The following is a 13,759-nucleotide window of genomic DNA, read 5'->3' as shown; positions in this document are numbered from 1 at the left end:
CCGCGACGAACCGGATTCCGGCTCCGTCGCGGCGGCTTCGTCGTTCAGCCTTCGAGGCCGCGGCGCCGCAGGAGCGGTTCGATGGCCGCGTCGCGCCCACGGAAGTCGCGATACGCCTCCAGCGGGTCCTTCGAACCTCCGACGCCGAGGAGCCTCGCCCGGAACCGGTCGCCGTTCTCCCGCGTCAGGCCCCCGTTCTCGGTGAACCAGTCAACCGTGTCGGCGTCGAGCACCTCGCTCCAGATGTACGAGTAGTAGCCGGCGTCGTACCCGCCCGAGAAGGTGTGGGCGAAGTACGTGCTCGCATAGCGCGGCGGGACGGCCGGGTTGTCGAGCCCTGCCGAGCGCAGGGCGGCCGCCTCGAACGCTTCGACGTCGTCCACGCGGTCGTCTGCACCGATGCTGTGCCAGGCCTGGTCGAGCATCGCGGCCGCCAGGTACTCGCTGGTCGAGAAGCCCTCGTTGAAGCCCTCGGAAGCCTGCAGCTTCGCGACGAGTTCCTCCGGCATCGGCTCCCCGGTCTCGTAATGCCGCGCATACCCGGCGAGGACCTCAGGCCAGAGCATCCACATCTCGTTGACCTGGCTCGGGAACTCGACGAAGTCCCGGAAGACGTTCGTTCCGGAGAATCGGGGGTACTCGACCTCCGCGAACAATCCGTGCAGTGCATGACCGAACTCGTGGAAGAAGGTCGTGACCTCGTCGACACTCAGGAGCGTCGGCTCGCCGGCCGCCGGCTTCGGAACGTTGAGGTTGTTCACCACCACCGTGGGCTGGTCGAGCAGGCGGTTCTGGGAGATGAGCGCGTTCATCCAGGCGCCGCCGCGCTTGCTGTCGCGGGTGTAGAGGTCGAGGAGGTACAGACCGAGACCCGAACCGTCCTCGTTCCACACCTCGAAGACCCGGACGTCCGGGTGGTAGCCCGTGAGCTCCGGTCGTTCCGCGAAGGTGATGCCGTAGAGCTTGGAGGCCGCGGCGAACACCCCGTCGAAGAGGACCCGCTCGGCTTCGAAGTACGGGCGCATCTGTGCGGTGTCGACGTCGAACCGCTCGGCTCTCACCTGCTCCGTCGCGAAGGGCCAGTCCCAGGCCTCGATGGTCTCCAGACCGGAGACCCGCTCGAGTTCGCGCTGTTCCCGGTCGGCGTTGCGGGCGGCGGGGATCGCCAGCCGCGACAACAGCTCGGCGACCGCTTCGGGCGTCCCAGCAGTCTGGTCCGCCGTGACCGCAGCCGCGTGGGACGGGAAGCCGAGCAGGGCCGCGCGCTCGGCACGGAGATGGGTGATCTCGAGCACCAGGTCACGGTTGTCGTTGTGCCCGCCGCGCGTACCACGGGCCCGGGAAGCGGTCATGATCCGTTCGCGCACCCGGCGATCAGTGAGCGTCGAGAGTGCGGGGTGCCCCGTCGGGAGGACGAGCGTGATGAGCCAGCCCTCGAGTCCGCGCTCGGCTGCGGCCTGTGCTGCTGCGGAGCGCTCACCCGCGCTGAGTCCGTCGAGGTCGGAGGCGTCCGTGAGGTGGACGGCGAGGTCGTTGGTGTCGGCGAGCAGCTGCTTCTCGAACCGCGTGGTGAGGCTCGACAGGCGGAGGTTCAGCTCGGACAGTTCCCGCTTCTGCTCGTCGTCCAGACCAGCCCCGGCCAGGGTGTGCTCGGTGTGGACCCGCTGCACGAGGTAGGCGGCTTCAGCGGGGAGGTCGAGATGCTCCAGCTGGGCATGCACGGTGGAGATGCGGGCGTAGAGGGCCGGGTCGAGCCGGATCGCGTCCTCATGGGCGGCGAGCTGCGGGGCGAGTTCCTCTTCGAGGTCGTTCGTGAACGCCGAGCTGTCGGCGGAACTCCGGTTGAAGAACACGGCGGCGACGCGCCCCAGGATCGATCCGCTGCGCTCGAGCGGCAGGAAGGTGTTCTCGAACGTGGGCGGATCCGACTGCGCGGTGATCGCTGCGATCTCGGCGAGTTGCTGCTCGAACCCGGCGGTGAAAGCGGGTCGGTAGTGCTCCTCGCGGATCTCCGCGAACGGCGGAAGCTGGTAGGGGAGGGTGCTCGGCTGGAGGAACGGATTCGTGTGTGATTCCATACCTCACCCTATCCAGCATGCCCGGGAGACGACTCAGTCGTCGTCCGGATCCGGGCGGGTCAGGCTGATGGAGCCGTCGGCGTGCTGACGGATGGTGGTGCCGTCGTCGAGTTCGACCACCGGTCGGCGTTCGAGCCAGGTCAGGGTCCATCGCCAGGCGGTGGTGTCCACCTGCTGGTCGCGAAGGATCTGCTCCTCGCTGGCGATGGCGACACGGACGGCCGGCGGCACCGCCTCGGGCGCGGCCGCTCCGACCGACCACCGGGTTCCGAGTTGCATCACGGCTCCAGGTCGTAGGTGACCCAGCTCGTGCGGGTGGCGAGCTTGTCGTAGACGGCTTGCGCGCGCTCGTTGTCCGCGGCGGTGATCCACCGGACGACGCTGTGTCCGTCGGCCTTCGCGATCTCACGGACGCGCTCGATCAGCGACGTTCCGACACCGGCCGTGCGTGCCTCCTCGGCGACGAAGAGGTCGTCGAGGTACAGGCCGGTACCGCCGGCGAGGGCGCGCGGGAACACCCGGTAGTGCGCGAGGCCGACCAGGGCCCCGTGGTCATCCTCTGCGACGAGCGCCGTCAACGCGTGGTTGGAGTCGCTCAGCCAGCCCCACACGAGAACGGCCTTCTCGTCGGTGAGTGGATTGTCGTAGAACTCGCCGTACCCGGAGTACAGCGCGTGCCAGGCGAACAGGTCGCTCTCGACGACGGGCCGGATCACGATGCTCATGCGCCGGCCTCCGTGCCCTCGGCGGCCGGTGCGAAGACGATGTCCGCCACCGAGAGGGCGTCCGCGGTGCGGAACTCGAGGACGGCGATGCGTCCGACGGCGCGAAGGTCGTCCGCGACCTGGGCGAGGAGCTCCACCGAGGCTGCCGGGCCGGCGATGACCGCGGAGTCGACCGGGGTCTTCTGGGAAGCCTTCGCGTCGGTCTTCGCCCGACGGATGCCCGTGAGGGCCTCGCTCGCGAGCGCCAGCACCTGCGGTTCGCCCGCGGCGAGGCCGGCGAACTCGTCGTCCGACGGCCAGTCGGCGAGGTGGACCGAGCCGTCGTGTGACCACGACCAGGCTTCCTCCGCGGCGAAGGGGATGAACGGGGCGAACAGGCGGAGCAGGGTCGACAGCGCGATCCGCAGCGCGGCCACCGCCGACGCCTGCTCGGGGCTTTCCTCGCCGTACGCGCGTTCCTTCACGAGCTCCAGGTAGTCGTCGCAGAAGGTCCAGAAGAACGCCTCCGTGAGCTCGAGGGCTCGTGCGTGGTCGTACCCGGCGAGGGCGGTGCTCGCGTCCACGACGGCCTTGCGGAGGACGCTGAGCATCGCGAGGTCGACGGCCTCCGTCACGGGGGCGTCCTCGCGTCCGGTGAAGCCGAGGATGAACTTCGAAGCGTTGAGCACCTTGATGGCCAGGCGTCGGCCGATCTTGATCTGCGTCGGGTTCTGCGGGTCGAAGGCCGCGTCGGTGCCGAGACGGCTCGAGGCCGCCCAGTACCGGACGGCGTCCGAACCGTGCTGTTCGAGCATCGCCGCCGGGGTGACGACGTTGCCCTTCGACTTCGACATCTTCTTGCGGTCGGGGTCGACGATGAAGCCGGACACGGACGCGTGCTCCCACGGCTTCCGGTCGTACTCGAGGACGCTGCGGAGCATGGTGGAGAACAGCCAGGTGCGGATGATGTCCTGGCCCTGCGGGCGCAGCGAGTAGGGGAACACCAGGTTCCAGAGCTCGGGGTCGCGCTCCCAGCCGCCGGCGAGCTGTGGCGTGAGGCTCGACGTCGCCCAGGTGTCCATGACGTCCACCTCGCCCATGAAACCGCCGGGGACGCCGCGCTGGGACTCGTCGTAGCCCGGGGCCGCGTCGCTCGACGGGTCGACCGGCAGGGACGCGTGGTCCGGCGCGATCGGCTGGTCGTAGACCGGGTTGCCGTCGCCGTCGAGGGGGTACCAGAGCGGGATCGGCACGCCGAAGAACCGCTGCCGGGAGATCAGCCAGTCGCCCGACAGGCCACCGACCCAGTTCTCGTAACGGACCCGCATGAACTCGGGGTGCCATTCGAGCTCGGCACCGAGTTCGAGCAGTCGGCTGCGGAGCTGTTCGTCGCGCGCGCCGTTGCGGATGTACCACTGGCGGGTCGAGACGATCTCGAGCGGCTTGTCGCCCTTCTCGAAGAACTTGACGGGGTGGGTGATCTGCTTCGGCTCGCCGATGAGGTCGCCGGACGCCGCCAGGAGGTCGACGACGGCCTGCTTGGCGCTGAAGACCGTCTTGCCGGCGAGTTGCGCGTAGGCGTCGCGGCCCGCCTCGGTGGTGATGGCCTCGGGCGCCTCGGAGATGATCCGACCGTCGAAGCCGAGGATCGCGCGGTTCGGGAGGTCGAGTTCGCGCCACCAGACGATGTCGGTGATGTCACCGAAGGTGCAGACCATCGCGATGCCAGCGCCCTTGTCGGGCTGAGCGAGGTGGTGTGCGAGCACGGGCACCTCGACCCCGAAGACGGGGGTCGTCACCGTGGTGCCGAACAGCGGCTTGAAGCGCTCGTCGTCGGGGTGGGCCACGAGGGCGACGCACGCGGGGAGGAGTTCGGGACGGGTGGTCTCGATCTCGATCGTGCCACCGTCGGGACGGTGGAAGGACAGCCGGCGGTAGGTGCCCGGCTGCTCCTTGTCCTCGAGCTCGGCCTGGGCCACGGCCGTGCGGAAGGTGATGTCCCAGAGCGTGGGCGCCATGGCCTGGTAGGCCTCGCCCCGCTCGAGGTTCCGGAGGAACGCGAGCTGGCTGGCGGTGATCGACTCGTCGCCGATCGTCCGGTAGCTCTGCGTCCAGTCCACCGAGAGGCCGAGCGCACGCCAGACGGCCTCGAACTGCTGCTCGTCCTCGACGGTGAGGCGTTCGCAGAGCTCGATGAAGTTGCGGCGGGAGATCGGGATCTGGTCGGCGGCCTTCGTGCTCTTGTTGTCGCCGCCCTCGAACGGCGGCGTGAAGTCCGCGTCGTAGGGGAGCGTCGGGTCGCACCGCACGCCGTAGTAGTTCTGGACACGCCGCTCGGTCGGGAGACCGTTGTCGTCCCAGCCCATCGGGTAGAAGACGCGCTTGCCCGTCATCCGCTGGTAGCGGGCGACGATGTCGGTGTGGGTGTAGCTGAACACGTGCCCGATGTGCAGCGACCCGGAGGCGGTCGGCGGCGGGGTGTCGATCGAGTAGATGCACTCGCGCGTCGCGCCTTCGCGCTGGAACCGGTACGTCCCCGCGGACTCCCAGGAGGAGCCCCACTTCTGCTCGAGACCTTCGAGGGCCGGCTTGTCCGGGATGCTGGCAGCGGTCATGAGGGGATCTCCTGCTGATATGTGCGGCACCGTGTCTGCGTGCCTGAGTGTATGGGAACATCCCATGCTATCGCAGGGGGACGGGAGGACGCCGGACCGCAGACCGTCATCCTCGGCCGATAGCATCGGACCGTGTCGACCAGAGCCGCCTCCGGCCCCGTGAGAGCCGACCTCCAAGGCCTTCGTGCCGTGGCGGTCTCGCTCGTCGTGGTGTTCCATCTCTGGCCGGGGCTCGTGCCGGGCGGGTTCGTCGGCGTCGACGTGTTCTTCGTGATCTCCGGGTTCCTCATCACGGCGCACCTCCTCGCCGAGGTCGAGCGATCCGGTTCGGTCCGACTCGGGCGGTTCTGGGCGCGGCGCGCACGACGGCTGCTCCCCGCCGCGCTCACCGTCCTCACCGCGACCCTCGTCGCAAGCTGGTACCTCGCGCCTCTCGGGGACCTGCCCCGGTTCCTGCGCGAGATCGCGTGGTCGGGCCTGTACATCGAGAACTGGGCGCTCGCCGGATCCGCGATCGACTACCTCGCGGCGGAGGACGCTCCGTCGCCGGTGCAGCACTTCTGGTCGCTGTCGGTCGAGGAGCAGTTCTACCTCGTCTGGCCGATCCTGGTCCTCGTCGCCGGCTGGCTCGCCGTCCGGTTCGCCCGACGCGCGGCTGAGACGACGGCGCGGCGTCGGGGCGTCGCGATCGCGATCGGACTCGTCTGCATCGCGTCGGCCGCCTGGTCGGTCGTCTTCACCGCGCAGGACCCGTCTCCGGCCTACTTCGCCACGACGACGAGGGCCTGGGAGTTCGCCGCCGGGGGACTGACGGCGATCCTGGCGGCCGAGGGGGCCCGGCGCGGCTTGGCGCTGCGGGCGGGTGCACGAACGGTCATCGCCTGGCTCGGGTTCGCCGCGATCGGGGCGGCCGCGGTCTGGTATTCGGGGGAGACGCCCTTCCCTGCGTTGACCGCGGCGCTGCCGGTGGGCGGGACGATCGCCGTGATCGCGGCCTGGGCACCTGACGTCCGGTGGTCGCCGACCGCGCTGCTCGCCCGGGCGCCGATCCAGTGGCTCGGCGACCGCTCCTACGCCGTCTACCTGTGGCACTGGCCCCTCATCGTGTTCGGCGGGATCGTGCTCGCTCGGTCGGCCTCCATCCCCGAGCAGATCGTCCTGCTCCTCATCACGGGCGCCCTCGCGGAGGTGACGACGCGGTTCGTGGAGCGCCCGATCCGGTTTGGGCGGATCGCCGGTTGGCGGCCACGACGGGTCATCGGCGCGACAGCCCTCGCGATGAGCGTCCTGTTGATCGCTTCGATCGGGGTGCTCCCCGGTGCCGAGGCGCGCATCGCCGCCGAACAGCAGCGCATCGAGACCCTGGTCGCGACCCCGTCGAACTGCCTCGGTGCCGCGGCGCTCGTCGATGCTGCAGTGTGTCCGCGGGATGCCGGAGCGTCTTCGGACCGCACGGAGGGCTCTGGAGGTGGGACCTCGCGCGACGGTTCCTCCGCGTCGCCCGGGGACGAGACCCGCGGGGTCGTCATTCCTGAGGCGTCGCTCGCCGACCTGCCGCCGGACCGCTGCATCACCGACATCCGAGCTGCAGCGTTCGAGGTCTGCGCTTACGGCGCCACCGCGGAGCGGGCGACGAGGACGGTGGCGCTCATCGGCGACTCGCACGCCGAGCAGTGGTTGCCGGCGTTCGCGACTGCTGCCGAGACGAACGGGTGGCGGCTCCTCGTCGCGGCGAAGAGCTCCTGCCCGTTCAGCGACGCCGAGCGCACGGAGCCCGGGACGAGCGCGGCGGTGCTCGCCGAGATGCGCGCCGGGTGCCTGAGCTGGAACCGCAACGCCCTCGAGCTGCTGCAGGACGAACCGGAGATCGACACGCTCGTCGTCTCGGCGCGAGCCCGGAACCCGGTCGTCGCCGAGGGGGACCGCGACTGGCGGGAGGTGGCTGCGGAAGCCTATGCGGAGCGCTGGGCGCTCGTGCCAGCGACGATCGAGCAGATCGTCGTCCTGCGCGACACCCCGACGATGTCGGACGACGTGCTGAAGTGCGTCCGCGACGACGCTGATCCGGAGGACGGGTGCGCCCGGGACCGGAGCGACGCGCTCACGGAGGATCCGCAGTATGAGGCCGCCCTCGCGAGCACCGACCCACGGGTCCGCCCCGTCGACCTCTCGGACGCCCTGTGCTCGTCCGATCGGTGCTCACCGGTGATCGGCGGTGTCCTCGCGTACCGCGACCATCACCACCTGAGCTGGGTGTACGCCGAGACCCTCGCGCCCGTCGTCCAGGCGGTGCTGGACCGGATCCCGACGCCGGAGTCAGACGGCGTCGCGCCCTGACGCCGCACCGGGCGCGATGAGGCGCGGAGCGTCGGCTGCGAGTCGGGCGGTGTAGGGGTGGGCCGGGGCGGTGAACACCTGCTTGGCGTCGCCATGCTCGACCACCCGCCCGTGCTGCATCACGGCGACCCGGTCGCTCATGTGTCGGATGACGCCGAGGTCGTGGGAGATCAAGAGGTAGCTCAGGCCGTGGCGTCGCTGCAGCTCGTCGAGGAGGTCCAGGATCCTGGCCTGGACGGTGACGTCGAGCGCGGAGACGGGTTCGTCGAGGATGAGCGTCGACGGTCGGCGCGCGAGTGCCCGCGCGATCGCCACCCGTTGTCGCTGCCCGCCGGAGAGTGTCCGCGGGCGCGCGCGAGCCAGCGAGGGATCGAGGCCGACGTCCGCGAGGAGACGGGTGATGTCGCGAGGTGCGGCTTGCCGCCCACGAACGGCGTCGGCGAGGATGGCGTCGACGCGCCAGCGTGGATCGAACGAGCTCAACGGATCCTGCGAGACCCAGCCCAGACGATTTCGTCGTGGACGACGCGCTCGCTCGGGGAGCTCCGACCACGGTTCGCCCTCCAGGAGCACGGTTCCCGACTGCGGCGCGGTGAGGCCGAGTGCGATGCGGGCGAGCGTGGTCTTGCCCGAACCGGACTCGCCGACCACGCCCAGGGTCGTCCCCGCTTCCAGGCGGAGCGAGACGTCGTCGACCGCCAGGATCGCCGAGGCGCCGCGGCCACGCTCGAAGCTCCGGGTGACGGATCGGAACTCCAGCGCGGGTGCGTCCGATCGGGCCTGCGTCGTCGGACGGGTGCCCATCGGCGGCTGTTCGGCCACCGGTGCCGCGTCGACCGCCGGGTCTGCGCTCAGGCGCGTCCCTCGAGCGCGGTCGGTGGGGACCGCGGCGATGAGGGCTCGGGTGTACGGGTGTGTCGGCCTGGTCAGCACCTGCTCGGCCGGCCCCTGCTCGACGACGACACCGTGCTGCATCACGACGAGGTGGTCGGCGATCGACGAGACGACGGCGAGGTCGTGGCTGATCAGGAGGAGGCCCGCGCCGCGCCGCTTGACGTCGTCGAGGAGGCCGATGACACGTGCTTGGACGGTGACGTCGAGGGCAGTCGTCGGTTCGTCGGCGATGAGGAGGTCGGGGTCCAGTGCGATCGCAGAAGCGATGAGCGCGCGCTGGCGGAGTCCGCCGGAGAGTTCACCGGAACGTTGGCCGATGCGGGAAGCCGGGTCGGGCATGCCGACGGAGTCGAGGAGTTCGAGCACCCGCCGGGTGCGGGCGGTCCGGTCGAGGTCGGTACCGAGTCGGAGTGCGTCGTCGATCTCGCGCCCGATCGGTCGCAGGGGGTCGAGCGACACGAGGGCGTCCTGGAGGACGAGTCCGATGCGACGCCCGCGCAGGCGTCGCCAGGCAGATGCTCCGAGTCCGCGGAGGTCGGTGCCGTGGAAGTCGAGTCGAGTGGCCGTCACCCGCGCCGATGCGCCGGCGAGGCCCAGGAGCGATCTGGCGGTCACGCTCTTGCCGGAGCCCGACTCGCCGACGATCGCGACGCAGGTGCCGCGCTCGACCTGGAAGGAGACGTCGGAGACGACAGCGTCGCCGCCGCCGAATCCGACCGTCAGCGCTTCCACCTGGAGCAGGGGAGTGGAGTCGCTCATCGGCCGTCCTCCCGTGATCGGCGCTGGAGACCCCGTCCGAGGACCGTGGTGGACAGGGCGGTCGAGACGATCATCAGACCGGGGAACGCCGTGAGCCACCACGCCGTCGCGAGGTAGGTGCGTGCTGCGGCGAGCATGGCACCCCACTCCGGCGCGGGTGGTTGCGCCCCGAGCCCGAGGTAGCTCAGGGCGGACGCCCAGACGACCGCCTGTCCGATGCCAAGGGTCGCGAGGACGAACAGCGGGGCGACGGCGTTCGGGAGGATGTGTCGGAACAGGATCCGGGCCGGCCCGTGCCCGAGCACTCGCGCGGCCTCGACGAAGTCGGAGGAGCGGACCTGGAGCAGTTGACCGCGGATGAGGCGCGCGTAGCCCGGCGCCGTCGACAGGCCGACCGCGATCGTCGCCGTGACGGGACCGGGCCCCGCGATGACGATCACGAGGAGCGCGAGCAACAGGCCGGGGAACGCGAAGAGCACCTCGAGGACGCGTCCCACGGCGAAGTCCGCGATCCGGCCGCCGACTGCGGCGATCGTCGCGAGGACCGCTCCGAGGATCAGTCCGATGGCCGTCGCGGCGACGCCGATGAGCAGCGAGGTCCCCGCACCGTGCACGACCCGGCTCCAGACGTCGCGGCCGGACTCGTCCGTGCCGAACCAATGGGTGAGGGACGGCGGCGAGAACGCGGCCCGCGGGTCGACCGCCGTCGGTGACGCTGTCGCGAACAGCTGGGGGGCGAGCGCACAGCCGAGCAGGAACAGCACCACGACGGCCGCGATGATCTCGGGAGCGCCGAATCCCGACGACCGGCGCCGTCCGCCGCGGACCCGGGCGTCGGGGCGTCCGGATGTCGGGGTGATCGCGAGCCCGCTCATGAACCGGACCGCCGGATCCGGTCGCGTGGGTCGAGCAGTTCCGCCGCGAGGTCCGCGAGGAACATGACGACGACGTAGGCCACCGCCGAGCTCAACACCACGCCGGTGACCACCGGGACGTCGCGCACGGTCACCGCTTGGAGCAGTGTCCGTCCGAGACCGGGCCGGGCGAAGATGGTCTCCACCACCACCGCACCGCTGATGAGGTACCCGAAGGCCCATCCCGACAGGTTCACCGCGGGCACGGCGGCATGACGCAGGCCGTGTCTGAGCAGCAGGCCGGTCGTCGATTCACCACGCGCGGCCGCGGAGACGGCGAACGGCGCGCTCCCCGCGTCGAGCAACGGTTCCCGCATCACCTGGGCCAGGAACCCGGCGACCGGGATGGCCAGGGTCAGCACCGGGAGGATGAGACCGACCGCATCACCCGTACTCACCGGAGGGAGCCATCCGAGCCAGGTGCTGAAGAGCGTGATGAGGACGGTCGCCAGCCAGAACTGGGGGAGCGACGCCGCCACGAGTTCGACGGCCGATCCGAGCGCTGCGGAGACCCGTCCGCCACGGGTCGACCAGACCGCGAGGCCGAGCGCCAGAAGCCAGGCGACGGCGAGCGACGCCGTCGCGAGCACCAGGGTGCCGCCGAGCTGTTCGGCGAGCACTTGAGCCACCGGCGTGCGGAGGGACGCCGACTCGCCGAGATCCCCCTGGACCAGTCGGACCAGTTGCGCGAGGTACTGGACGAGGAGCGGCTGGTCCAAGCCGTACTGTTCGCGAACCCGTTCGAGCGCTTCCGCGGACGCTTGTGAGCCCGGGCCGCCGAGATAGGCCTGCGCCGGGTCGCCCGGGATCAGTCGGACCGCGAAGAACGTGACCGTCGCGACCGCCCAGAGCACGAACACCGCGCCGGCCAGTCGCGCCCCGATCCGCGCGGCCAGGCGGCGGAGGTCGCGTCCCTCGCGGTGGATGACCGTCACTCCACGAGCCAGGCGTCCCCGAAGACCGGCGTCGACACCGTCGGCAGAGCGCGCACGCCCTGCAGGGAGGTGCTCAGCAGGAAGTGGTTCTGCTGGTCGTAGAGCGGGAGGATGTAGTAGCCGTCGAGGATGATCTGCTGCGCCTGCTCGTAGAGGAAGGCGCGCTCCTCGGGGTCGAGCGTGTCGCTCGCCTGCTTGAGGATGTCGTCGAGCGCCGGGTCGTCGAGCTGGGCGTGGTTCGCGAAGTAGCCGCTCGGTGCCGGCACGATGCCTGACGAGTCGTAGAGGACGCGGAGCACATCCGGGCCCACCTTCGTGTACGGCGCGCTGACGGCTTCGTACGCGTTGCTCCCGAGTGCCTCGTACCAGCTCGCGAGGTCGAGCAGTTCGAGCTGCACGTCGAACCCGACGTCGCCGGCGCCCGCCTGGATCTGCTCGAACAAGGACTGCTCGGCCGGGATCGACTGGTTGGTGCTGACCGGGAACCGCACGGTGAGGCGGACCCCGTCCTTCGTCCGGACCCCGTCCGCGTCCTTCTCGGTCCAGCCGGCCTCGTCGAGCAGCTTGTTCGCGGCGTCCACGTCGTAGCCGAACAGGCTCTCGTCGCCGTACGCGGTCGTCTCGGCACTCGAGAGCGGGGAGTAGGAACGCTTCGCCGTCCCGAAGAACAGCGACTCGATCCCGGCGTTCACATCCGTCGACCGCACGAAGGCCTCACGGACGCGCTGGTCGTCGAACGGAGCCTGACCGGAGTTCAGCTCGATGCGGTTCGAAGCGCCCGGACGGGGTGCGTCCAGGTCGACGATCGTCTTCGAGTCCTTCGCCTGCGCGATCGTGTCGGGCTGCGCGTTGTCGATGATGTCGACGTCACCGCTCTGCAGCGCGGCGAACCGGGACGCGGAGTCGGGGATGAACCGCCAGGTGATGCCGTCGAGATACGCGGGCCCGTCGTGGGCGGCGTCCCCGGGGGCGGAGTCGTAGTCCTCGTTGCGCACGAGCGACACATGGTCCTGCTTGACCCACTCGTCGACGACGAACGGTCCGGTGCCGACCGGTGCGTCGCAGTTCGCCGCTTCTCCACGGGCGATCCCCGTGGGCGACTCCATCGCGGTCCACGGCTGCGACAGGGATTCGAGCAGGGCGCTGTCCGGAGCGGAGAGGGTGAAGCGGGCCGTCGTGGCGTCGACCGCCTCGACCGAGGCGACCTTGCCGACCGCGAGGTATCCAGTCGACGACTTCGTCGCCGGGTCCTGGAGGTGTTCGATGTTCGTCTTGACCGCTGCGGCGTCGAACGCCGTCCCGTCGGTGAACGTCACGTCCGGGCGGAGGGTGAACTCCCACGTCAGGCCGTCCTCCGAGGTGGTCCACGACTCGGCGAGCCACGGGATGATCGCACCCTTCGCGTCGCGCGAGACGAGCGGCTCGAGGACCTGGGCGCTGAGCAGAGCCTGCGGGTAGTTGCCACCGACGTGCGGGTCGAGGCAGGTCGGCTCCGCGTCCCCACTGGCGTAGACCAGCGTGCCGCCGGCTTTCGGGGTGCTGGACGCGGACGGTGCGCCGGGAGCACACGCTGCGAGCAGGACCGCGAGGGGGACGAACGCCGCGACGACACGCGCCGTCCGGCGGCCCGACGATGCCCGACGAGGACGGACGGGGGAGAGGGATGCAGGCACAGGGACTCCAGGAAGCGTATCGACCGGGTGCTGTGGTCCCGGCGACCACGTCGGACGAATTATTGGACGCAGTCTCGGAACCAGCATACGGGCTCCCGTGATCCTGCCGACCCCTCGCGCGACGGCTAGGCTCGCAGGCGGCGGAAGGAGCGCACATGACACGACCACCGGCACGGAACGCCGTCGGGCGCCCTCGTCGATCGTCGCGGCGCATCCTCGAAGAGGCCGCGGCGGAACTCTTCCTGGAGCAGGGCTACCCGGGAACGACCGTCGATCAGATCGCCAGCCGCGCCGGCGTCAGCCGCAACACCTTCTTCAACTACTTCGGCTCCAAGAGCGACGTCCTCTGGGTGGACGTCGATGCGGCGCTCGCCGGACTCGAGCGGGCGCTCGCCGCAGGAGGCCCGGCGTCCACGGCCGACGAGGCGATGCCCGCACTGCAGGACGCCCTGCTCGGCATCGCCGAGGAACGCCCGAACGGCGCCGTGCCGTGGGCCCTCACCCAGATCGACCTCATGGACACGGCCTGGGAGCTGCAGGCGTCGGGGCTCGAGCGGCTGCTCAGACTCCAGGCCGTGCTGCGGGTGTATCTCGCGCGACTGGCTCCCGGGGTCGACGAGTTGACGGTCCGCGCCGCGGCGGCCGCCACCGCCGGGGCCGTCGTCGCAGGGGCCGGTGCCTGGGCCGGTGCGGGCGTGAACCGCGGCGAGCTCGATGCCTACCTCCGAAGCGCGATCGCGCCGGTCATCGACGGGTTCGGCCGTGCGCTGGCCAGGGCCACCGGCCCCGTCACCTCCTAGTCGGGCACCGCCGCGAACCGGTTCTCCAGGCTGTACCATGGGAGCAACGA

Annotated in this window: 10 protein-coding genes; 2 read left to right on the top strand and 8 right to left on the bottom strand. The window is 70.5% G+C overall.

Annotation, left to right across the window (positions count from 1 at the left end; all coding sequences use genetic code 11):
- Positions 1–44: 44 nt before the first annotated feature.
- Genes ASE44_RS05135 through valS form a run of 4 tightly spaced genes read right to left on the bottom strand, consistent with a single transcriptional unit; the run spans position 45 to position 5,397 of the window.
- Complete coding sequence (locus ASE44_RS05135) at positions 45–2,078, bottom strand: M3 family metallopeptidase (RefSeq protein WP_056777958.1); 2,034 nt, start codon at positions 2,076–2,078, stop codon at positions 45–47.
- Between the two features lie 33 nt (positions 2,079–2,111).
- Complete coding sequence (locus tag ASE44_RS05130) at positions 2,112–2,357, bottom strand: hypothetical protein (RefSeq protein ID WP_056777955.1); 246 nt, start codon at positions 2,355–2,357, stop codon at positions 2,112–2,114.
- Positions 2,357–2,803, bottom strand: a complete 447-nt coding sequence (locus tag ASE44_RS05125) for a GNAT family N-acetyltransferase (RefSeq protein WP_056777952.1) — start codon at positions 2,801–2,803, stop codon at positions 2,357–2,359. The genes ASE44_RS05130 and ASE44_RS05125 overlap by 1 nt, the downstream gene beginning before the upstream one ends.
- Positions 2,800–5,397 carry a valine--tRNA ligase gene (gene valS, locus ASE44_RS05120; protein ID WP_056777949.1) on the bottom strand — a complete coding sequence of 866 codons (2,598 nt, stop codon included), beginning with the start codon at positions 5,395–5,397 and terminating at the stop codon, positions 2,800–2,802. Before valS ends, ASE44_RS05125 begins: the two co-directional genes overlap by 4 nt.
- A gap of 132 nt (positions 5,398–5,529) precedes the next feature.
- Between valS and ASE44_RS05115 the strand changes: the two genes are divergently transcribed.
- Positions 5,530–7,734, top strand: coding sequence for an acyltransferase family protein (locus tag ASE44_RS05115; protein WP_082455822.1), 2,205 nt, complete (start codon positions 5,530–5,532; stop codon positions 7,732–7,734).
- Here the strand turns inward: ASE44_RS05115 and ASE44_RS05110 are convergent.
- Genes ASE44_RS05110 through ASE44_RS05095 form a run of 4 tightly spaced genes read right to left on the bottom strand, consistent with a single transcriptional unit; the run spans position 7,714 to position 12,909 of the window.
- Positions 7,714–9,387 carry an ABC transporter ATP-binding protein gene (locus ASE44_RS05110; protein WP_056777945.1) on the bottom strand — a complete coding sequence of 558 codons (1,674 nt, stop codon included), beginning with the start codon at positions 9,385–9,387 and terminating at the stop codon, positions 7,714–7,716. The two genes, ASE44_RS05115 and ASE44_RS05110, sit on opposite strands and share 21 nt — an antisense overlap.
- Positions 9,384–10,262: an ABC transporter permease gene (locus ASE44_RS05105; RefSeq protein ID WP_056006654.1), complete on the bottom strand. Its 879-nt coding sequence runs from the start codon at positions 10,260–10,262 to the stop codon at positions 9,384–9,386. The genes ASE44_RS05110 and ASE44_RS05105 overlap by 4 nt, the downstream gene beginning before the upstream one ends.
- Positions 10,259–11,236 carry an ABC transporter permease gene (locus ASE44_RS05100; RefSeq protein WP_082455820.1) on the bottom strand — a complete coding sequence of 326 codons (978 nt, stop codon included), beginning with the start codon at positions 11,234–11,236 and terminating at the stop codon, positions 10,259–10,261. Before ASE44_RS05100 ends, ASE44_RS05105 begins: the two co-directional genes overlap by 4 nt.
- A complete protein-coding gene (locus ASE44_RS05095) occupies positions 11,233–12,909 on the bottom strand; it encodes an ABC transporter substrate-binding protein (protein ID WP_056777942.1) in 1,677 nt (558 codons plus the stop codon). Before ASE44_RS05095 ends, ASE44_RS05100 begins: the two co-directional genes overlap by 4 nt.
- A 155-nt stretch (positions 12,910–13,064) precedes the next feature.
- Here ASE44_RS05095 and ASE44_RS05090 point away from each other — a divergent pair, with 155 nt between their 5' ends.
- The gene (locus ASE44_RS05090; RefSeq protein WP_056006648.1) at positions 13,065–13,709 is read left to right on the top strand and encodes a TetR/AcrR family transcriptional regulator; all 645 of its coding nucleotides are present in this window, start codon (positions 13,065–13,067) and stop codon (positions 13,707–13,709) included.
- The last annotated feature ends 50 nt before the right edge of the window (positions 13,710–13,759 follow it).

The organism is Plantibacter sp. Leaf1, assembly GCF_001421315.1.
In the GTDB taxonomy this organism is placed as follows: domain Bacteria; phylum Actinomycetota; class Actinomycetes; order Actinomycetales; family Microbacteriaceae; genus Plantibacter.
The sequence above is the reverse complement of the archived record's forward strand: the minus strand, read 5'-3'. Positions and strand labels throughout refer to the sequence as shown.